Source organism: Kitasatospora sp. NBC_00374 (assembly GCF_041434935.1).
GTDB lineage: Bacteria > Actinomycetota > Actinomycetes > Streptomycetales > Streptomycetaceae > Kitasatospora.
In genome coordinates, this window is record NZ_CP107964.1 from 8,402,832 (window position 1) to 8,423,937 (window position 21,106).

At 73.4% G+C, this 21,106-nt stretch carries 13 protein-coding genes; all 13 read right to left on the reverse strand.

Annotation, left to right across the window (positions count from 1 at the left end):
* Positions 1-150: 150 nt before the first annotated feature.
* Positions 151-1,158 (reverse strand): carbohydrate kinase, encoded by a 1,008-nt coding sequence (locus OG871_RS36700; protein ID WP_371502772.1) that lies wholly within the window; start codon positions 1,156-1,158, stop codon positions 151-153.
* On the reverse strand, positions 1,155-2,144 hold the full coding sequence (locus OG871_RS36705; protein WP_371502774.1) for a zinc-dependent alcohol dehydrogenase family protein: 990 nt from the start codon (positions 2,142-2,144) through the stop codon (positions 1,155-1,157). Before OG871_RS36705 ends, OG871_RS36700 begins: the two co-directional genes overlap by 4 nt.
* Positions 2,141-2,977: a carbohydrate ABC transporter permease gene (locus OG871_RS36710; RefSeq protein WP_371502775.1), complete on the reverse strand. Its 837-nt coding sequence runs from the start codon at positions 2,975-2,977 to the stop codon at positions 2,141-2,143. Before OG871_RS36710 ends, OG871_RS36705 begins: the two co-directional genes overlap by 4 nt.
* Entirely contained in the window at positions 2,977-3,933 is a 957-nt protein-coding gene (locus OG871_RS36715) for a carbohydrate ABC transporter permease (protein WP_371502776.1), read from the reverse strand. The genes OG871_RS36710 and OG871_RS36715 overlap by 1 nt, the downstream gene beginning before the upstream one ends.
* An 83-nt stretch (positions 3,934-4,016) precedes the next feature.
* A complete protein-coding gene (locus OG871_RS36720; protein ID WP_371502777.1) occupies positions 4,017-5,354 on the reverse strand; it encodes a sugar ABC transporter substrate-binding protein in 1,338 nt (445 codons plus the stop codon).
* A 129-nt stretch (positions 5,355-5,483) separates the two neighbouring features.
* On the reverse strand, positions 5,484-6,245 hold the full coding sequence (locus tag OG871_RS36725) for a DeoR/GlpR family DNA-binding transcription regulator (RefSeq protein WP_371502778.1): 762 nt from the start codon (positions 6,243-6,245) through the stop codon (positions 5,484-5,486).
* Positions 6,246-6,490: 245 nt separating this feature from the next.
* Complete coding sequence (locus OG871_RS36730) at positions 6,491-15,925, reverse strand: hypothetical protein (RefSeq protein WP_371502780.1); 9,435 nt, start codon at positions 15,923-15,925, stop codon at positions 6,491-6,493.
* Entirely contained in the window at positions 15,922-16,320 is a 399-nt protein-coding gene (locus tag OG871_RS36735) for a WXG100 family type VII secretion target (protein ID WP_371502781.1), read from the reverse strand. Before OG871_RS36735 ends, OG871_RS36730 begins: the two co-directional genes overlap by 4 nt.
* Complete coding sequence (locus tag OG871_RS36740; RefSeq protein WP_371502782.1) at positions 16,313-16,747, reverse strand: YbaB/EbfC family nucleoid-associated protein; 435 nt, start codon at positions 16,745-16,747, stop codon at positions 16,313-16,315. Before OG871_RS36740 ends, OG871_RS36735 begins: the two co-directional genes overlap by 8 nt.
* 20 nt (positions 16,748-16,767) lie before the next feature.
* Positions 16,768-19,650, reverse strand: coding sequence for a hypothetical protein (locus tag OG871_RS36745; protein WP_371502784.1), 2,883 nt, complete (start codon positions 19,648-19,650; stop codon positions 16,768-16,770).
* Between the two features lie 78 nt (positions 19,651-19,728).
* A complete protein-coding gene (locus OG871_RS36750; RefSeq protein WP_371502785.1) occupies positions 19,729-20,421 on the reverse strand; it encodes a hypothetical protein in 693 nt (230 codons plus the stop codon).
* A gap of 6 nt (positions 20,422-20,427) precedes the next feature.
* A complete protein-coding gene (locus OG871_RS36755) occupies positions 20,428-20,715 on the reverse strand; it encodes a WXG100 family type VII secretion target (protein ID WP_371502786.1) in 288 nt (95 codons plus the stop codon).
* 36 nt (positions 20,716-20,751) lie between these two features.
* On the reverse strand, positions 20,752-21,096 hold the full coding sequence (locus tag OG871_RS36760) for a WXG100 family type VII secretion target (protein WP_371502788.1): 345 nt from the start codon (positions 21,094-21,096) through the stop codon (positions 20,752-20,754).
* Positions 21,097-21,106 lie beyond the last annotated feature (10 nt).

Here is a 21,106-nt window from a genome sequence, read left to right on the forward strand (position 1 = left end):
GGCTCGGGCGCGTAGGCGCCGCTCGTGGGCCGGGCCTGCATGCGGGTGCCCGGCCCGGCGAGCCGCCGGGCCGTGTGCGCCGTAGCGGTGACCAGATGCTGGTCCCACCAACGGCGCCACCGCCGCGGGGGCCGGCGGGGACGCCCGGGGTCAGGGCGCGAAGGCCGCCAGCTCGGTACGGGTCGGCGGGTCCGCGCCGAACCGGGTACAGGTCAGGGCCGCAGCGCGACCGGCGTGTTCCAGGGCGGTCACCAGCGCCGCGGCCGGCTGCTCCTGGCTCGTCGCCCGGACGAGCCCGAACTGGCCCGCGCCCAGCAGCCCACCCTCCAGGAGTGCGCTGACCAGGCCGGACATGAAGGCGTCGCCGGCGCCGATGGTGTCGACGACCTCGACCGGGGTGGCGGCCAGGTCGAGGTGCCCGTGCCGCCAGAAGGCACTCGCCCCCCGCGCACCCCGCGTCAGCACGACCAGGGAGGGGCCGTGGCGCGCCCAGGACGCGGCGACCTCGCGGGCGTCCGCCCCCGGATACAGCCAGTCCAGGTCCTCGTCGCTGACCTTGACCACATCGCTGAGCGCCACCAGCCCCTCGACCCGGGGCCGTTCCTGCTCCGGGCTGCCAAGCAGCGCCGGCCGCAGGTTGGGGTCGTAGGAGACGGTGACGCCCGGCGGAGCACCGCGGACCATGGCCAGCACCCGGGCGGCGCCGGGGTCGAGCAGGGCGGCGACGGACCCGGTGTGCAGATGCCCGAACTCCCGGCCACCGGCCCGCCCGCCGACCGGCTCACCGGTCGGTTCACCGGTCCGCTCGGCGATGCCATCCGTGATCCGCGGGGAGAGGTCCCAGTGGACGTCGAAGGTGTACGTCGCCCGGCCCTCGCCGTCGAGGACGGCCGTGGCGGTGGAGGTCCGCCACGCGCCGACCGAGCCGGGGGCGAGTGCGACGCCGCCGCGGGCCAGGTGGTCGCGGATCACGGTGCCGTACTCGTCGTCGCCCAGTCGCGTGGCGAGGTGGACGCGTCGGCCGAGCCGGGCCAGGCCCAGGGCGGTGTTGGCGGGGCTGCCGCCCGGGTGGACGCGCCGGCCGCCCGGGGAGTCGACCACGTCGGCGAGCGCCTCGCCCACCACCAGAACGGCCCCGGGCGGGGTGTGCCCGGTCACGGGGTGACCAGGATCTTCCGGCCCAGGCCCGCCCCGAAGCGATCGAGGGCGGTGGCGTAGTCGGTGAGCGGGAAGCGGTCGCTGATGAAGACCCGGGGGTCCAGCACCCCGGAGGCGAAGAGCGCGGCGGCCCGCTCGAAGCTGTGCAGCACGGCCATGGAGCCGGTGATGGTGATCTCGTGATTGTAGATCTTGTAGGGCTCGATGATCGCGCGGGCCGCATAGGCGGCGACGCCGAACTGCAGGAAGGTGCCGCCCCGGCCGACGCGGCCGAGCGCGTCCTGGATCGCGCGCTCGTTGCCGGTGGCGTCGATGACCACGTCCCAGCCGCGGGACTGGTCGAACTCCTCGGCGCGGGCGGCCGTGCGGCTGCACCCGAGCCGGTCGGCCGTGGCCAGCCGCTCGCTGTTGAGGTCGACGACGTCGACGGAGGCCGCCCCGGTGCGCTTGGCGAGTTCCAGCATCATCAGGCCCATGGTGCCGGAGCCGTAGATGAGCACGCTGGCCCCGATCCGGGTGCGCAGGACGTCGTAGCCGCGCACCGCGCAGGAGAGCGGCTCGATGAGCGCGGCGTCCTCGACGGCGATGTGCTCGGGCAGCCGGACGCAGTTGGCGGCGGGGGCCACGGCGTACTCCGCCGCGGCGCCCGCAGTGGTGACGCCGATGGCGGCGTACCGCTCGCAGAGGTTGTCCCGGCCGAGGCGGCAGTAGTGGCACTCGTGGCAGTACAGCGAGGGGTCGACGGCGACCCGGTCGCCGATGGCGAGGTTGCTCACCCCGGCGCCGAGGGCGACGACCATTCCGGCGAACTCGTGGCCCGGCACCAGCGGCAGGCTGGGCGCGAACTCGCCGCCCAGGATGTGCAGGTCGGTGCCGCACAGGCCGCAGGCCGCGACCTCGACCACCACCTCGCCGGGGCCGGGCGACGGGTCGTCGACGCTCTCGATGCCGAGCACGCCGGGGGAGCTGATGACGACTGCCTTCACTTGACTGCTCCAAGGGAGAGGCCCTGGACGAGCTTGTCCTGGGCGGTGAAACCGGCGGCGAGCACCGGCAGGGAGACACAGACGGCGGCTGCGCAGACCTTGGCCAGGAAGAGCCCCTGGCTGGTGACGAAGCCGGTGAGGAAGACGGGTGCGGTGCCGGCGACCACGCCGGTCAGGACCCGGGCGAACAGCAGCTCGTTCCAGCTGAAGATGAAGGAGATGAGCGCGGTCGCGGCGAGGCCGGGGGCGGCCACCGGGGCCAGGATGCGCAGCAGCGTCGCAGGCAGCCCCGCACCGTCGATGGCGGCTGCCTCCAGGATCTCCTTCGGCACCTCGGCCAGGAACGACCGCATCATCCACACCGCGATCGGCAGGTTCATCGAGGTGTAGAGGACGACGAGCAGCCAGATGTTGTCCAGCAGACCGGTGTTCTGCGCGATCAGGTAGACCGGCAGCAGGCCCGCGACGGCCGGGAGCATCTTGGTGCTGAGGAAGAAGAACAGCGTGTTGGTCCACTTGCGGACCGGCCGGATGGACAGCGCGTACGCGGCGGGTGTGGCCAGGGCCAGCACCAGGAGGGTGGAGAGCACGCTCGCGGTCAACGAGTTGATCAGGGGCGGCCACGGACTCACCCCCGTCCCGGCGCCGAAGAACTCGCGGTACCCCTGGAGGGTCAGCGGGGCGGCCACGCTCGGCGAGTTGGTCGCGGCGTCCGGTTCGCTGTGCAGCGAGGTGAGCACCATCCAGGCGAACGGGAGCAGGAACAGCAGGCCGACGAGCCAGGCGGCCAGACCGAGCAGGTTGTCGGTGCGGCGCACCCGGGTGCCGGTCATCACTGGGTCTCCTCTCGGAACAGGGAGAGGACGGTGCGCAGCGCGAGCGTCGCGATGATCGTGGTCAGTGCGACCACGATCACGCCGTCCGCCGAGGCCTGGCCGTAGTCGTGCGCCTCGTAGAACGTCCGGTAGACGCTGTACGGCAGGTTGGCGGTGCCCAGGCTGCCGGAGGTCAGGGTGAAGACGGCGTCGAAGTTCTGCACCACGTAGACGCTGCCGAGCAGGGCGGCCAGCTCCAGATAGCGGCGCAGGTGCGGCAGGGTGATGTGGTGGAAGATCTGCCAGGCGTTGGCACCGTCGACCCGCGCCGCCTCGACGGCGTCCAGCGGGCGGCTCTGCAGCCCGGCGAGCAGGATCAGCATCATGAACGGCGTCCACTGCCACACCAGGGAGGCCTCCACCGCCAGCAGCGGCAGGCTGGAGAGCCAGTCCGGCTGCGGGGCGTCGCTGCCGCCGACCGCCGTGAGCAGGCCGTCGAACAGGCCGTAGGAGGCGTTGTACAGCGCGTGTTTCCACAGCAGTGCCGAGGCCACCGGCACCACCAGGAACGGGGTGATCAGCATCGTCCGTACGAGGCCGCGGCCGAGGAAGCGGCGGTCGAGCAGCAGTGCCGTGCCCAGCCCCAGCAGGAGGCTGACGGCGACGACCGTGACGGTCAGTTCGACGGTGGTCAGGATGGACGCGCGCAGTGCCGGGTCGCTCAGCGCGTGGGCGTAGTTGGAGAGTCCGCCGAAGCCGCGGTCCGTCGGGTCCAGGGCGTTCCAGCGCATGAAGGAGATCACCAGGGTGCCGGCGAACGGCAGCTGGGTGACCACGATCATGAAGATCAGGGCGGGGAGCAGCGGTGCGCGGCGCGCCCAGGCCCCGCGCGGGCGGTGCTCGGCGGGTGCCGTGCGGCTGCGGCCTAACAACGCGGATGCCTTCAGGGCGTCGGGTGGGGAGGCTGTGTTCATGTGGGTTCCTGGGGTGCGGGCGGCCCTCGGCCGGGACGGTTGGACAACAGCCGGGGGCCGCCGGACGGCGGGCTTGGTGGCCGCTACTCGGCGTGCGCGGCGGCGGTCTTCTCGGCGAGGGCCTGGCCGGCGCTCAGCGCCTGTTCGACGGTGATCCGGCCCGCGATGGCGGAGCTGATCTGCTGGGACACCTGGGTGCCCAGGTCCTCGAACTCGGGGATGCCGACGAACTGGATGCCGGGGGCCGGACGGGGCTGGACGCCGGGGTTGGCCGGGTCGGCGGACTGCAGGGCGTCGAGGGTGGGCTTGGCGAAGGCCGAGGCCGACGCCAGGTACTGCGGGGTGGCGTAGGTGGAGGTCCGCTTGCCCGCCGGTACGCGGGACCAGCCCAGCTGGGACCCGACCAGCTGCTCGTACTCCTTGCTGGAGGCCCAGGAGATGAACTTCCAGGCGTCGTCCTGGTGGTGGCTGGCCTTCTGCAGCCCCCAGGCCCAGGTGAAGAGCCAGCCCGAGCCGGTGGTCTGCTCGACCGGGGCCGGTACGTAGCCGATCCTTCCTGCGACGGGTGAGCCGGACGACTCCAGGGCGCCGGCGGCGGAGGTGGCGTCGTACCACATGGCGGTCCTGCCCTGCTCCATGTTGTTGAGGCACTCGGTGAAGCCGGCCTCGGGCGCGCCGGCCTCGCCGTGGTCGCGGACCAGGTCGACGTAGAAGGAGGTCGCCTGCTTGAAGGCGGGGCTGGTCAGTTGGGCGTGCCAGTCCTTGTCGAACCAGGTGCCGCCCATGGTGTTCACCACGGTGGTGAGCGGGGCGGTGAGTTCGCCCCAACCGGGCTGGCCCCGCAGGCAGATGCCCTTCAGGCCCTGCTCGGCGCCGTCCACCTGGGCGGCCAGGGCGGCGACCTGCTGCCAGGTGGGCTTGTCGGGCATGGTCAGCTGCCTGGCCGCGAAGACGTCCTTGCGGTACATCAGGAACGAGGACTCGCCGTAGAAGGGTTCGGCGTACATCTGGCCGTCCACCGTGAGCGAGGTGCGGATGGCGGGCAGGACGTCGTTCTGGTCGAAGGCCGCGTCGGCGTTCGCGCGGGGGGTCAACGGCGCCAGCCACCCGTTCTTGGTGAAGATCGGCGTCTCGTAGTTGCTGATGGTCGCCACGTCGTACTGGCCGGACTGGCTGGAGAAGTCCTGTGTGATCTTGTGGCGGACGTCGTTCTCCGGCAGCACCGTGAAGTTGACCGTGATGCCGGTGGCCTTGGTGAAGTGGTCGGCCGTCAGCTTCTGCAGGTCGGCCATCTGCGGGTTGTTCACCATCAGCACGTTGATCGAGTGCGCGCCGCCGGTCCCGCCCGCCCCGCTGCACGAGGCGAGGCCGAGGGGGGTGAGCAGGGCGGCGCCGACCGCGAGGGTGCGTTTGGGGATCATGGGTGCTCCTCTTTCGGGTTCGTACAGGAACGACCTGCCGCCGACTTGTGCGCTGCGGCGGGGCGGCGGGGGAGGGGAGTCGGGGAGAGGCGGACGGCGGGAAAGGGGCGGTGGGGCAGGGGCGGGTCGTCAGACCCGGATGACCTTGGGGCCGAGCCGGGCGTAGCGGTGGGCCTCGACGGCGGACAGGCCCGTGTCGGCGACGATCGCCTCGAAGTCGCCGACCTCGGCGAACCGGCAGAAGCTGCTGGCGCCGAACTTGGTGTGCACGCCCATGAACACCCGTCGGCGGGAGACCTGGAGGGCCTTGGCCTTCACGTCGGCCACCACCGGATCGGGCGTGGTCAGCCCCATCTCCCGGGAGATGCCGTTCGCGCCGATGAAGGCGAGGTCGATGACGAAGCCGTTCAGCATGGTGCAGGTCCACGAGCCGACCGTGGCGAGCGTGCGGGAGCGGACCCGGCCGCCGAGGAGCAGCACCGTCAGGTTGGCGGACTCCGCCACCGCGGCGGCGGTGGTCAACGAGGCGGTCACCACGGTCAGCGGCCGGTCGGTCGGCAGCAGTGACGCCAGGAGCTGTGGGGTGTAGCCCTCGTCGATGAACACCGTCTCCGCCTCGCCCAGCAAGGTGGCGGCGGTGGCCGCGATCCGGCGCTTCTGGTCGACGTTGAGCGTGGTACGGCGCGCGAGGTCTGTTTCGAACCCCGCGCTCTCGACCGGGTACGCCCCGCCATGGGTGCGGTGGAGCAGGCCCCGGTCCTCCAGCACGCGCAGGTCACGGCGGACGGTCTCCTGGGCGACACCGAGGTCCTCGGCGACGCGGGTGACCTCGATCCGGCCCTGGTGGCGTGCCAGGGCGAGGATCCGGTGCTTGCGCTCTTCCCCGCGCATCGCGAGCCTCCTCAATTACTCATCCGTTGCTGACCGTTCGGGCTCCGCCGGCCCGTTTTGTTGCCTGTTTCAGATTTATACCGGCTGGGTGCGGCGCCCGGAGCGCCTGGAGATTTCGAAATCCTTACCGGTATCTGCCCGTTCGGGGCGCGTCCTGAATGGTCGGCGGACGGCGGTTGCCCGAACGGGCGCCGCAGGGGCCCGAATCGTGTTCGGCCTGCCCGGCGGCGCCCGAGGGCCGGCTGTCAGCGGTCGGTCGGATCCGGGGGAGGAGCGGGGGCTTCGGCGGGTGCGGTCGGTGCGATGGGTTGCGGCGCCGGGAGTTGTGGGACGGGGAGTTGCGGGGGCGGGGCGATGGTGATGGCGCCGGAACTCGTCAGGATCGGCGGGCCTGCCGGCTGTTCCGCCGGGCTGTCGTCCGGCGGGGTGGCCTGGGCCGCGGCGTCCGGCTGAGGTCGGCCGCCGGTGGGCGAGGCTGTCGGGCCGGTGCTCGCGGGCCGGGCCGGCGGCGGGCTCACGGTCGCGGGCGGGGGTGGGGGAGGTGCGGTGAGCACGTCCAGGACGGAGCCTTCGGAGCCTCCGGGGCCGAACGGGTGCTGGGACGTGGTGGAGGACGGGGACACCGGCGAGAGTCCGGCGAGGTCCGACAGCACCGAGCCGTGCAGGCTCGACACCTCGGACGCGGCGTCGCTCGGTGGCTGGTGGCCGATGGGGGCCGCTGATGCGGTGGCGGGTGGTGCGGTGCTGTCGATCGAGAGGGGGAAGCGCCCGGGGGCCCCGGCGGTGGTCGCGGGGGTTGGGGCTGGGGCGGCCGTCGGTGCGCCGGCGGCGGGGGATGGTGCCGTACTGCTGGCGGTGGCCGCGGGCGCGTCGGCCGGGCTGCCGGCGGGTGCGGGTGCGGGTGCGGGTGCGGGTGCGGGTGCGGCTGCCGGGTCCTTCTGCGACCAGTAGTACAGGTTGCCGTCGGTCGGCACGGCCTCGCCGTACGGCCCGTTCCGGTCGGCCTTCTGCGTGGTGATCTGGACCGGCTGCCGCATCAGCGACTGCGGGCCCTTGATCTCCGCCTTGCCCGCCTCGGTCGGATCCTTCCCGTGCGGGATGCCACCCGCCGGAAGGTCGCGGCCGGGCACGCCGGGGGCACGGGTCACGTGGATGGTGCGGTCGCCGCTGTTCTGGCCGGCCACGTTGCCGGCGTTGATCGGGATGTTGACCAGCGGGTCCTTGGTCAGCACCGAGAAGTCCGCGGGGTTGACGCTCCAGGTGTAGCCGTTGGTCGCGGTGGTGCTGGAGGCGTCCTCGGCACTACTGCCGAGCTCGTCCTTTCCCTTGTCGCGGGTGTTGACCTCCTCGGCCGGGCCGGTCGGGTCCATCGTGACCACCAGGTGGGTACTGCCGTCCGCGCCGAACGGGACGGTCCGGTACGCGGATCCGTGGGTGTTGAGCTGGTGGAAGACGGCCGGCGTGGACTGCGGGGAGAACACCTGACGGACCGCCGCCTGCACGTCGATCGGCAGGTGCTGCTGCTGTTCCTGCTTCAGCGGGTTGCCCTCCGGCAGGCGCGGGTCGCTGATGAAGGACTCGACGACCCGGTGGCCCAGGTCGACCGCCGCCTGCGGTGTGACGAAATGGGCCACCTTGCTCGCGGCCGCGCCGACCATCCCGGCGCCGGTGGACAGCGCGGAACCCGCCTGGCCCAGGACACCGCCGCCCCATGGGCGCGGCGTGGTGAGCGTGCGGACGGCGTTGTCGATCAGCCCCCCTGGATTGTCGAAGCCGGCCATGTCGTGGCCCTTGGCCAGTTGCTGGCGCCAGGCGTTGACGTTGTTCCCCTGCGGGCCGACCGGCTGGAGCGGGATGCCGCCCCCCTGAGGAGCGCCCGCCGGGCCGCCGGCCGGGTGCGGTGCGGGCGCCGGGTGTGCCTGCGGTGGCTGGACGGCGGCCGGAGCGTGGTCCGCCGCGGGCTGCCGGGTCAGCGGCTCGGGCACCCAGGCCTCCGTCCGCCAGACCGTGTCGGCCGGAGCGGGCGGGCGGGAAAGGTTGATGAACCGCCCGCTGCTGTTGCGCTGGCTGACCGTCACCTCGTACTGCACGTGGTTGGAGAACTTGTGGTTGGTCCCGAAGCCGGAGGTCTTGTGGTCGACCGAGGTGGTGATCCCCGACTTGGCGCCGGAGGACAGACTCCCCTCCACGCTCGCCGCCGGGTTGTAGGTGGCGCTGTTGATGTGGTCGGCACCCTCCGGTGCGCGGTAGGAGATACGCAGGTTGCCGTCCGCCCCCAGCGAGCCCGACTTGCCGGAGCTGCCGGTGACCGTCTGGGACGCGGTGACCTTCCGGCTGATCTCGCTCTCCGACTGCGCGTTGTCGTCGCGCCAGCCGGCCCGCGACACCCCGCGCACCAGCACCTGGGTGATCACCCGGTTGCCGCGGCTCTCGTCCACGTGGCTCGCGAGGACACCCTTGCCCATCACGTCGTCGGACCTGGCGTTCAGGTTGTGCGGGGAGTAGGTGTCGGCGAACGGCAGCGCGCGCAGTGGTGGCTCGCCCGCCGGCCGCGGACCGTGCAGTTGGCGGTCGATCTCGGCCAGGATCTCGTCACTGCTGAGGATGTGCACGAACGCGCCGCCGCTGACGCCCTGGTCGAGCAGCGGCGCGGTGCGGGGTTCGGCCGGCGGCGGCTCGGTACCGTCGGCCAGCGCACGCACATCGGAGTCGGAGAGCAGGACGTGCACGGTGTGCTCGGTGCGCTGCGGGTCGCCGTACGTGGTGTGGCCCTTGGTGTCGGTGACCCGCCCGACGGTGGTGATGTCCGCCTTGGCCTGGTAGACGTGCCAGGTGCCCTTGGGCGTGGCGAGCGTGCGGACGGTCGACATCTCGTGCTTGACCGAGTCGCCGCCGCTGGGCCCGTAGCCGCCCTTGATCTTGGCCCCGCCCCGGATCTGGTAGCTGGACTCGAAAACACCGGTCGGCGCCTCGGGGAACCGCCCGACGTCCGGCCCGGCCGAGCCCTTCACCCCGCCGCTCCACTTGTCGTCGACGGTCGTCGAGGTCTTCGAGGTGCTCTCGATGGTCAGCTTGCCCTCGCCGGACAGGGTCTCCTGGTACTGGAAGTCGCTGAGCCGGGCGCGGGTGGACAGCCCCGCGGTGTGCTGGTCGAGTGTCCCGCCCACGTGCTCGTCGCCGGTGTTCGCCCACCCGTTGTGCGAGGCGCTGACGGCGCCGCGCAGCTGGTCCGCGCTGCCGAGCACGTCCAGCAGGCCCGGGACGTCGGACGGCTTGCCGTGGACGCCGCCCTTGCCGAAGGCACTGCCCAGCGCCTGATCGGCGGTCGTCCGGAAGGACGGCCCGTCGACGCCCCCGATGAAGTGGGCCTGGGGCAGCCGGACGAGCGCGGGGTTGCGCGGTGGTGGGGTGTCGGGTGCGGGCGCGGGCGGGTGCTGTGCCACGATCAGTTGCCCGCCGTGCGGTTCGACGGTCGCCGTCCGGTCGGCGTGCGGGGAGTCCGGGCCGGTGTTCAGCACCGTGGTGGGGTGGTCGGCGTCCTGGCGGCCGATCATCACGTGGTAGGTGACCGGGTAGCCGAACCTCTCGGCCGACCCCTCCAGGCTGAACTCGTGCTTGGTCTCGGTGGACGAGGCTGTGGTGGTCTGGTGGGTCCGGCCGTAGGAGCCGTCGACACCGACGTTGACGAAGGCCCGGGTGGTGTCGGTCGGGTTGGCCGAGGTGCGTACGTTCCCGGCACCGGAGAGGGTGTGTTTGCCACCGCCGATGACTCCCAGGTCCCCGCCCACGGTGCGGCTGGTGCTGTTCTTCGTCGTCGACGTCTCCGAGCCGACGTGCTCACCGGGTCCGGGCTCGGCCTTCACCAGGATCTCGAAGGTGTGCGCGTCGCGGCCGGGAAGGTGCGAGGAGTCCAGGGTGATCCGGAAGGAGCCGTCGATCAGCTCCGGTCCGCCTCGGGCCAAGGCGGAGGGGGTGATCTGCTGGTGCAGGTCGCCGAGGTTCTTGAGCGCCTGCGGGGTGACCCGGGGGTGTCCGCCGCCCGCTGCGCCGGACGGCGGCGGGAGGAGACCGGGCGCCTGCCTGTGCAGCTCGGTGACGATGTGGTGCTCCAGCTCCGAGGAGCCGGGCATCTTGAGGTACGAGGTGCGCCGGCTGCCCAGCGGGTCGCGCAGCCCCGCCGCGTCCGGTGCCGCCGGTGGCCGAGGCGCCCGGGGCGCCGGGGCCGGCCGGGTGGGTGCGGGGAGCGGGTCGGGTGCGGTGGACGGGCCCGCGTGCGCGGGGGCGGGTGTGGGGGCGTGGGCGGGGGCGGGGGTGCCGTGGTCGGGTGCGGAGGAGTGGCCGGCTGGGGAGGGCTGCGAGGCGGGGGTGTGATCGCTGGCCGGGGAGTCCGCCGGGGTGTGGGTGGTCGCCGGGGTGTGGGTGGTCGGCGGGTGCGGTACCACCCGGAGGACCTGGCCGGTGATCGGGTGGTCGACGGTGATCACGAGGTCGCCGCCGTGTGCACCTTCCGGGGCCGGGGCCGGGTCGACCCGGACGCCGATCTCCTGGTTCTTGGTGTCGTACAGTCCGTCCTTGCCGGGGGAGAGGTGCTGCTTGGTCACGGTGATGTGGAAGTGGACGTCCGTGGCCACCAGGTCGGCCTTGCCCGCGTGCTCGTGACTGCTCGCCACCTTGACCGTGTGGTTGCTCTTGTCCTCGTGGTCGTGGTTGCTGCTGTACGAGTAGCCCACCGAACCGCCCAGCCACGTGGTCTCGTCGGAGCCCGGGCGGGAGGACTTCGCGACCTGACCCACCGCACCGCCGGTGACACCGAGACTCCGGGACGACTTGTTCGTCTGGGTCTCCTTGTGCTCGGTCGACGTGGTCGAGCCCTGTTCGCTCTTGTGGTCGACGGTGTCCAGCACGGTGGAGCCGTGGGGTTCGAGGGTGAGGTGCAGGTTGCCCGTACTGCCGTCGGAGAACCGCACCGGGGGCGAGGTGAGGCCCCAACTCGCCGCGTGCTCGAATTCGTCGACCACGTTCTTGACCGTGAAGAAGTCGTTGATCGTCTGGTGCGCGGCGGCGTTGGGGTTGCGTTCGTCCGGCAGGGCGTCGAAGACCGCCTCGCGGGCCCCGTCGAGTCCGGTGACCGTGAGCGGCTGCCCCTCGGGGTGCGCGGCCGGTGGTGGGACGTGGTCGTCGGCGGCGCCTTCCGGCGGCGGTTCCCAGCCTCGCCAACTCTGTGGCTCGGTCCCGATGGGGGTGGATCGGTGGGGGATCTCGGCGGTCACCGATCCGACGAGCGGAGGCTGTCCGCCGGCGCCCAGCGGCCGTCCGTTCGGGTCCACCACGGTGACGTGGTAGGCGAACTGGGCGATGTGCGGGGCGGTCGGACCGGTCAGCGTCAGCTTGTGGGACGTCTCGGTGGTCGACGTGACGGTGGTCTCCGTCTCGTGGTTCACCCCGCCCAGGGCGCCGGAGACCGAGCCCGTCGCGAGCAGGTGCGGGTTGACCGGATGTATGTAGGAGGGCCCGAAGTTGGCACCGGCCTCCGCCTGGTAGCCCTGGGTCTTGCGCGGTTCGGGCGAGTAGCTGGACTTGGCGGTCGACTCGATGTCGGTCTTGCCGTCCTTCTCGGCCTGGTCCTTGGTGAGCGCGTGCTGGGCCGGCTGCCAGGTGTTCGGGTGTGCGGCGATCTGTACCTCGTGCGGCTCTCCGTTGACGGTGAGGGGGAAGCGCCAGCCGCCGGCCACCATCTGCGGGTGGTTCTCGCGGAAGGAGCCGGGCGTGAGGCGGGAATCGAGGCCCTGGACCACCGTGCGGTCGTGGCGATGGGTGCCGAGCGCCTCCTCGATCCGGTTCCGTACGGCTGCGGGGCCGGGGTCATCGGTGATCTTCAGCCCGGCGAGGGAGGTCGTGTGCCGCTCGTCGACCTTCACGGGCGGCGTGGGGGCGGGGCGTGTGGGCGGCGGGGGTGCGGGCTGGTGGGCGGCGGGTTGATGGGTGGGTGCGGGGGTGGTGGGTTCGTGGGCGGTGGGCTGCTGAGTGGTCGGCTCGTGGGTGGCGGGCTGGTGTGTCGCGGGCTGGTCGGTGGGTGTCTGGGTGGCGGGGTGCTGGTGCTGCGCGGTGGGGCCCTGGGATGTGGTCGCGTGGGCGGTGGCTTGCGGCTGCTGGTGCTGCGCCGGGTCGGCCGGCGTGACATGAGGGGCGGCGGCCTGCGCCGGCGGCGCCGGGTGCGGGTCATCGAGGGCGGGTGTGTGCGCCCGGACGGGGGTGGACGGTGGGTACGTGGTGCGGGTGGGGACGGCGACCGGGTCCACCCAGGTGTGCCGGCGCGGGGCCCAGGGCGCGGTGGCACGGGCGTGCTGCCAACCGGGGTCGGTGCTGACGGGGCGTCGGGCGGTGGCCCCGTCGGTGGACGGCTGCGTCGGGGTGCCGGAGCCGGTCCCGGCGTGCTGGGGCTGGGGTGCGGCCGCGCCGGAGGCGGCCGGCGTGGCGGCGGGAGTGACGGCCGGGGGCTCGGCGGGTGCTGCGGGCTGGGCGGTCGGGTCCGGGCTCTCCTGGGGCGGCAGTTGGTCGGGCGGGGGCGTGGCTTCCGTGGTCTTGGGCGCCACCTCGTCGGGTGCGTGCGGTTTCGACACCGAAGCGGAACCGGAGGCACCGGCGGGCGACTCGCCGGCCGGGCGGTAGATGCGCCGGTCGTCACCGCCGGTCAGCGCGCCCAGCAGCAGCAGGTGGCGGTCCCGCAGACCGCCCTGCACCAGACCGGGGGCGGACGGCGGCTGCCGGAAGTCGCCGAGCAGGCTGCCCGGGGTGTCGGCGCGGTGGGGGTTCGACGGGTCCTGGTACTCGTCCCTGAGGCCCAACTGGTGGGCGAACTCATGGCTGTACGCGGTCGGTTCGGCGCCGACCGGCCAGGTGTACTGGTCCATCGGTCCGTCGTGGCCGACCAGGTCCACCGTGAGGTGCGGGTGGCCCTCCGGCCCGACGGGCTCGACCGTGACGTGCAGGTGGTCGCCGTTGGGGAGCGTGTGGTCCGGGGCGTTGAAGTGTTGCTGGACGCCCTGCTGGAGACTGCTGACCGTCTCGGCGACGTCCTTCGGGCTGCCGCCCTGGAAGGCGACCCGGACGGTCAGGTCGGTGTACGGCCTGTTCTCGAACGTGAAGCGGCGCTGGTCGAAGCCGGACCGGACCAGGAAACGCGGGGTGCGGTCGACCGTCATGGTCGGCTGCGGGCCGCGCGGCCCCGGGTCTCCCGGCCCGGCGGATGACGGGTTTGACGGCGGGTTGGACGGCGTGGCGGCCGGCGGGGCCGATTGTGCGGTGGACGGCCCGGCGGGCCGGCCGGACGGCCCCTCGGGCTCGGCCGTCGCCCGGGCGGACCCGGACCCCTGCGCCGACCCGACCGACCCGACCGGCGCCGGGTGCGGCAACCCGCCGGCCGACGGGGGTGGCGCTGTGGTCGCTGAGGTCGCCGGGGGTCGCTGCGCCGCGGTCGGCGTGCTGGTCCCGCCGTCCGGTCCGGCGGTGCTGTGCGCGGTTCCCGCTGCCGGGGCGGCCGGTGTGGCGCTGCTCAGCGGTGGACGGGCGGGTGCGGTCGGTGCCTCGGCCGGCTGCGGGCGGGCGGGTGCGGTCGGTGCCTCCGCGGGCTGCGGGCGGGCGGGTTGGGCGGCCGGCTGGCCGGTGGGTTCGGGTGTGGCGGTACGGGCCGGGGCCGGCTGGGCGGGTTCCTGCGCGCGTACCGGCGCCCCGGCGGCGCCGGGAGTGGCCCCGACCGTGGGGGACCCGTCACCCGCTCCGGGCCGGGTGCCCGTGGGCGTGCCGGTGCGGTCGGGGCTCTGGACATCGTCCCGGGTCTGCGGCGGGGCCGCGGCGGTGGCGGGTTGGGTGGGCTGGTCGTGCCGGATGCCCTGGTCGGCGGAGGCAGCCGGGGCGGCGGGGGCGGCCGGGGCCTGTGCTGCCGTCCGGGCGGGTGCCTCGCCGGGGTGGGAGACCGCTGCCTGGCCGGTCGAGCCGGCAGGCAAGGTCCGGGGCCCGGCATGCTGGACGACGGGCGGGGTGGGCGATTCCGTGGCGACCGGCCGCCCCGACGTGGTGATGGGCGGCGTCGCGGCGTGGGGCGCGGAGGTGTGCGAGCCACCGCCGGAGGCCGTGGAGGCCGTGGAGACCGGGGCATGCGGCTGGGCCGGCGCAGCCGGGGCGGTGCCGCCGGAGCCCTGGCGCCCTGGCGCGCGGGGTGCCACGCCGACCCCGGTGTCACGCGGACCGCGGGACTCCTGGGCCCCGGACCCGTTCTGCGCGGTCTGCCGGGCGGGCGGCCCGTTGACCACGGCCGGGCCCGACCCGTCCGGCACCGGTCGCACGTCGTGCCCGGCGGATCCCGTGGCGGGCCGGCCCCCGGCGAGGGTGGTCTCGAAGCCGGGCAACCCCGAGGGCGTCCGCGCGGCTGCGGGAGCCGCGGCCGTCCCCCGGCCGGGCGGAGGCAGCGCGGCGGTGGCGCCGGTGACCGTACCGCCCGGCTCCGGCTCGTGCCCGGCCGGGTGCTCGGCGCCGCCGCCCGTTGCCGGCGGGATCGACGACGCGGACGGCGGGGCGGACGAGGCGGCCGGGTGGGCTTCCGGCTCCGGTGCGGTCTCCGATGGGGATTGCGCTGCCGGACCCGACACCGGACCCGACACCGGACGGTCGCCCCGCCCGGTGTCGACGGCGGCCGGCTCGGCCGGCCCGGCGGATTCCGGGAGCGGGCCGCTCGGGAGAACGCCCCGCTCACCATCCGGTCCGTCGTTGCCCGGGCCGATCGGCTCCGGCGTGCCGAATCCGCCCGGCCCCTCGGCACCGTTGGGCTTGGGCAGGTGCGGCGCCGACGGCACGTGGACGTCGATCGGGTCCACCACGGGCTTGGCGCCGCCGCCGCGGCCCTTGCGGCCGCCCGCCATACCGCCGATCGCTCCGCCGGCGGCCGCCAGGCCGAGCTCGGACGGTCCACCGAAGATGCCGGAGAGCACCACGCCGCTGGCGACGCCGCTGATCCCGCCGGTGATGCCCTTGCCGATCACGGTGTTGGCCGCGTCCTTGGCGAGCGCGCCCGCCCCCAGGCCGATCGCCCCGCCGACGCCCCCGCCGATCGCGCCGCTCCCCGCCGAGGAGGCGACGGAGGACCAGTCCCAGCCGGAGCGGTCGTGCATGAGCTTCTGGAGCCCCTGGATCCCCAGGTCCATGCCGGCCATGAACGCCGCGCCGCTGGCGATCGCTATGATCATCCGTCGCATGATCATGGCGACCGTCGCCCGCGTCGCGGTGACCATGGCCGGGATCGCCTCCGGTGCCCAGAAGGACAGGTCGACGATCTCGCCGGCCAGCCAGGTCAGTTGCGCGAGGATCATCAGCTTGCCGTGCTGGAGCTGTACCCCGGTGTTGCGCGCGGCCAGGCCCAACTGCCCTGCGGCCTTGGCGATCTCGGGCGTGCTGGTCTCCAGGCCCTGGACGAACCGCTGGAACTCGTCGGCGACCTGGCCACCGATGTGGCCCAGTACGGCGCTGCCGGCGGGACCGAGCCGCGAGGTGAGGCCGGCCAGCCGGCGTCCGGTGTCCTCCCAGACGTTCGCCACGCCGCCCATGGCGTCCTCGTCGCCCTGGGGCCAGTGCGAGCCGGCCGCCAGCGAGGCGACCCAGGAGAGCCACGGGGGGAGTTGGATGGTCACGGCTTCCCCGGCCTGCCCCGGTGCCCGCCGCCCTCGGTGCCCCCGGCGCCGCCGATCGTGGGGAGGTGCTCGCCGTTGCCGGTGAGGGTCTGTGCGTGCGCGATGTTGTGGTCCTCCTGGCGGCGGTAGTTCTTGGCCATGGTGTCGATGCCGTCGGCCGTCTGGTTCACGACGTTGCCGATGGCCGTGAAGCCGAGCAGGAGTTGGTCGCGCGGGCCGCCGTAGACCTCGTAGAACTGCCGGCCGGACTCGTCGTCGCCCCAGCAGGGGCCGATCGCGGCCAGCCGCTCGGTGAGACCCGCGCCGATGCCGTGGAAGTCCGCGGCGATCTCCCGCATCCGGAGCATCGGCTCGCGCAGCCCCTCGGTGTCGACGGAGAAGGTGCGGTCAGCCACGGTCGCCTCCGGTGCTCCGGCCGTTCTCGAGGTAGTCGCGCACCTCGTCCGGCATGCCCGGTGTCTCGGGCAGCAGCGCCGTGGGGTCAGCGGTGCCCCCGAGCAGGCCGGCGGCGCTCGCGCCCGACGGCAGTTGGAGGTCGGCCAACCGGGCGACCTGCTCCAGCGCGTCGCGGCGGGCCTCGGCGATGGTCGTCAGCAGGGCCTCCGAGAGTTCCTTCGGGGTCAGCCGGCGGTAGGCGCCGGTCGGGAACTCGATCCGGGTGACGTCGCCCTGGGCGCTGACCGTCACCTTGACGGACTGTCGGGGCGCGGTCGCCGTGCCGGTGGTCTCCTTGATCCTGCGCCGGGTCTCCGTCGCGCCCGCGCGCTGCCGCTGGTAGAGCGCGAGGAGGTCCTCGATCTCCTGGTCGTACGTCGAGCTCATGGTGTCCTCTTCCGCTCCGGTCAGATGATGGCGCCGAGGCCCTCGGCGTCCGCGGTGCCCCACAGGTCGCGGTCCTGGACGAGCAGGTCGGCGGCGCCGCGGACGGGCGTCTCCTCGTCCGCAGCCTCGGCGGGTTCCGGCTCCGGCTCGGAGGCGATGTCGTCGGTGGAGCAGGACAGCGCGGCGCCGGCGAGGGCGGCGGCTGCGGGGGTGGCGGCGGCCTCTCCGGTGCGGTTGCGCTGCCAGGTGGTGAACGAGGGCTCCGCCGCCGCCACCCCCCAGCTGCCCTCGTCGGCGGTGGCGGGGCCCTCGGCCGTGACGTCCGCCTCCTCCTCGGCCGAGGCGGCCCACAGCAGCGGCGCGAAGGCGGCGCCCGCGACGTCCCAGGCGGTCTCCGGGCCGTCGTCACCGGCGGTCGCCGGGACGGGAATCCCGGCGGAGGCCTGCTCCGAGGCGCGGCCCTCCTCCGCCGGTACCGCGGCCTCGACCGCGCTGTCGGTATCGGCACCGGGCCCGGACAGGGACACGGGCGCAGGCTCGGCCTCGGCGGTGCCCTCGGCCCAGACGGTCGCGGCCTCCTCGACGGAGAGCGCGGCGGCGGCCGTTGCCCGTTGCTCGGCGTGTTCCCGCTCGGGAGCGGCCAGGAGGGGGACGAAGGGCAGCGCGAGGCCCTCGCCGCCTGCGGCGGTGCCCGCTTCGGCCATCTCGCCGCCGGCCTCGCCGGCCCAGGGCTCGTTGCTCTGCTCCAGCAGGCCGCTGGCGTCGCTGGGTTCGTGGCTGGTCTGGGAGGTGGGGGCGCCGCTGCCGGTGTTGGGGAGGAAGGGCATGCCCGCGCTGCCGGGGGTGGTGGTGTCGTGGGCGGTGGTGGTGTCGGTGGGGAGGGTGAGTCCTTCGCCGCCGGTGGCGGTGCCGAGGTGGGTGTCCATGTCGTCGCCGACGTCGGTGGTTCCGGTCCAGGGTTGGGCGTCGTGGTCGAGGAGGCCGGAGGCGTCGCTGGGTTCGTGGCTGGTCTGGGAGGTGGGGGCGCCGCTGCCGGTGTTGGGGAGGAAGGGCATGCCCGCGCTGCCGGGGGTGGTGGTGTCGTGGGCGGTGGTGGTGTCGGTGGGGAGGGTGAGTCCTTCGCCGCCGGTGGCGGTGCCGAGGTGGGTGTCCATGTCGTCGCCGACGTCGGTGGTTCCGGTCCAGGGTTGGGCGTCGTGGTCGAGGAGGCCGCTGGCGTCGCTGGGTTCGTGGCTGGTCTGGGAGGTGGGGGCGCCGCCGCCGGTGCCCGGCAGGAAGGGCATCCCCATGCCGGCCTGGCCGTCCGTGCTCAGGCTCCCCGGGAAGGCGGCCCCGGCCTCCCCGATGCCCGGCAGCCCGCCCACCGACGGTGCCGAGGAGAGCCCGCCGGGCAGCCCGGAGGAGGCGGAGAGGTCGCCGGGGAAGGCGACGGGCTTCCCGCCGGACACTCCACTTCCCAGGCTTCCGGTGCCACTGGTGCCGAGAGCTCCGGGGAACGCGCCGGGGACGCGCTTCGACGACCAGGTACCCGGATCGGCCGTGCCGAGGCTGTCACCGATGCCCAGGCTTCCGGTGCCGCCGACGCCTGTGCTGCCTGGGAAGGCGCCGGGGAGCGGCGCGGAGCTGCCGAGGGTGCCGCTGCCGGACGTGGGCAGGGGGGAGAGGCCGCCCAAGGTGCCGGTGCCGCCGATGCCGGTGCTGCCGGGGAAGGCGCCGGGCAGGGGCGCGGCGGCTCCGCCGGTGCCGGTGCCGGTGCCGCTGTCGAACTTCGGCAGGGGGGAGAGGCCGCCGAGAGTGCCGGTGCCGCCGACGCCGGTGCTGTCGGGAAAGGAGTCGAGGCCTCCGGGGAGGCGGGCGGAGCCGGCACGGAGTGCGCCGAGGCCGGCCAGGCCGGCACCGAGGCCGTCCAGGTCGGTGCCCGCCGGGAAGGCGCCACCGGCGAGCTCGGCACCCGAGGTGAGGTCGGTGGGCAAGGGCGCGGGAGTGCCGAGGGTGCCGGCGCCTTCGGTGCCCGTGCCGCCGCCGAAGGGTGTGACGGCTGTCTTGAAGGCCGTGCCGTCGGGGCCGTTCTTCCCGGCGCCGGGGTTCGGGCCCAGCGAGTCGACCTTGGTCGGGAACGGCTTGGGGTTGGGGCCGAGGCCGAGGCCGTCGGTGGCGTTGAGCGGCGGCTGGTCCGTGGGGTTGGGCAGATTCAGTCCGGTACCCCCGCCGAACGGCGAGTTGACCGGGCCCGGCGAGGTGATGGTGTCGACGGTGACCTGGTACTCGCTCGCGAGGCTCTTCAACACCTCCCGCATGTCGTGGTTCATCATCGCGACCACCTCGGGCTTCTGGCTGACCGGGATCAGGCCGCTGCTCATCGGATCGGCTCCCATGAGGTGCGCCTGCTCGGCGTACCAGTTGTCGATCGCCGCGATCTTGTTCTGCGCGTTGACCAGGCTGACCGCGTTGTCGGCGAGTTGCTGCGGGACGGAGTTGCCGCCCGATTCGCCGCCCGAGATCACGTCGGCCACCGCGCCCACCTGCTTGGAGAACAACTTGATCATGTCGGTGAAGGCGTCCGCGGCGTCGCCCTTCCAGACACCGTCCTTCCCCGCCAGTGCGCCGCTCTGGTCGGCGAGGGCCTGCGAGACACCCGAGAAGACCTGCTGCACGTGGTAGAAGGCGTCCGCCGCGTCCTGGAGCGACTGCGGGTCGGCCACCGACCTGGCCTGGTCCAGGTTGGCGTCGTCGGAGACGCCGCCGCCCATGCCGAGGATGGCAGCCTCGATGTGCTTCCAGTCCCAGACGTCGTAGTCGTGGATGTGGAAGCTGCCACCGGTGGGATTGCCGAAGAGGGCACCGCCGCTGCCCGTGGTGAAGTCGTTGTCGCTGCTGCCCGTGCCGGTGTCCGTGCCACCCATGACCCCTCCTGGTCCTTTTCACCGCGCCGCCCGTCGCCGCTCCCGGGGTGCGGGAGACGGCGACGGGCCGCGCGCCGATCAGCCGTTCTTGCTGTTGCCGGTGTTACCGCTGTTACTGCCGTGGGACTGGTTGCTGCCGCCGGTGCCAGTGCCAGTGCTGGTGCCGGTGCCGGCTTGGCCACCGGCCGCTCCCGGGCCGCCGGCGGGGCCCAGGGCGGGATCACCGCCGGCATCGTGGATGAACGTGTTGAACTTCTCGCTGGCCCCGTTCATCGCGTCGTGGAGGTCCTTGGCAGTCATCTCGTTGGCGTCCTCGACGCGCTTGTACTGACCGCTCAACTGCTTCACGCCGTCCCGCAGACCGCCCAGCGCGTGCCCGAGGTCGGTGAGCGCCTGGAGGCACTGGCCCTTCAGCCCGGCGTCCTCCTCCACGCCGTTGACCTTCAGCTGGATCTTGGCGGCGTGGTAGAAGTTGCCCGGACGCACGCCGATCGGCTCGAGCGCCTTCTTCGCCGCCTCCACCGGCGGGATGAGCCTGGCGATGTTCTCGGCGAACAGGTCCAGCGACGGCGTACTCACCGTGGTGCCGTGCCCCGACTTCCCCGACGCCCCGGGGACGGTCGGCGCGGTGAACGCGTTCGACGTGTCGTAGCTGCCGTGACCGGCCGCGACCGAGGTGTCGCCGCCGTACTGGTGTGAGTTGACTCCGTGGCCCCGCGGGGGCGGAGCGCCGTGCTTCAGGAACTTGATGTCGTCCGGGCTGTCACTCATCCGGCGTCACGACCAGAGCTGGACGCCGGCACGCTCGCCGTAGGCGTAGTACTCGTTGATGGTGCCCAGCATCTGGGTGGCCGTGGCGGCCTTCTGGGTCATGTCGAGCGCGGCGTTGTCCCACACGGTCTTGACCTGCGCGTAGGTGGCCTGCGCGTCGCTGGTCCACTCGACCAGGTGGATCTTGGCCTGGTTGTCGAGGTCGGCCAGCGTCTGGTTGATCCGCTGGGTGATGGCGTTCATCTCACCGACGATGACCTCGACCTGGTCCATCTGGACGCTGTACGTGCTCATGCTGATGACTCCTCAGGGGTGTGGGGTGGTGGGGCGTCAGAGCGGGAAGCCGGCCAGGCCGGGGTTGCCCGCGCTGATCTGCTGGGCGACCTGGTGGGCCACCTGCGTGGTGTCCTCGTGCGTGTTGGCGTACACGTGGGTGTTGGCGGACAGCGTCTCCAGCATGGTGGCCAGCGCGCCGTTGAGCTTCTGGAAGTCCGTCAGCCAGTCGTGCATGGCCTGGTTGTAGATGCTGGCGGCCTGCCCCCGCCAGCTGGCCTGGAGCGCCTCGACCTGGCCCTCGACGTTGGCGTAGGAGTTGCTGGCCTCGTCCAGGGCGGTCTGGAAGCTGCCCTGGGCGGCGGTCATGCCCTGCAGTTCGACCTGGGTCAGTTGCGTCATGTCGCTTCCC

Coding starts and splice junctions, on each gene's coding strand:
- OG871_RS36750 (WP_371502785.1), bottom strand. CDS start 20,421: ATGAGTGACAGCCCGGACGACATCAAGTTCCTGAAGCACGGCGCTCCG.
- OG871_RS36710 (WP_371502775.1), bottom strand. CDS start 2,977: ATGACCGGCACCCGGGTGCGCCGCACCGACAACCTGCTCGGTCTGGCC.
- OG871_RS36715 (WP_371502776.1), bottom strand. CDS start 3,933: ATGAACACAGCCTCCCCACCCGACGCCCTGAAGGCATCCGCGTTGTTA.
- OG871_RS36725 (WP_371502778.1), bottom strand. CDS start 6,245: ATGCGCGGGGAAGAGCGCAAGCACCGGATCCTCGCCCTGGCACGCCAC.
- OG871_RS36745 (WP_371502784.1), bottom strand. CDS start 19,650: ATGGGTGGCACGGACACCGGCACGGGCAGCAGCGACAACGACTTCACC.
- OG871_RS36720 (WP_371502777.1), bottom strand. CDS start 5,354: ATGATCCCCAAACGCACCCTCGCGGTCGGCGCCGCCCTGCTCACCCCC.
- OG871_RS36740 (WP_371502782.1), bottom strand. CDS start 16,747: ATGAGCTCGACGTACGACCAGGAGATCGAGGACCTCCTCGCGCTCTAC.
- OG871_RS36760 (WP_371502788.1), bottom strand. CDS start 21,096: ATGACGCAACTGACCCAGGTCGAACTGCAGGGCATGACCGCCGCCCAG.
- OG871_RS36755 (WP_371502786.1), bottom strand. CDS start 20,715: ATGAGCACGTACAGCGTCCAGATGGACCAGGTCGAGGTCATCGTCGGT.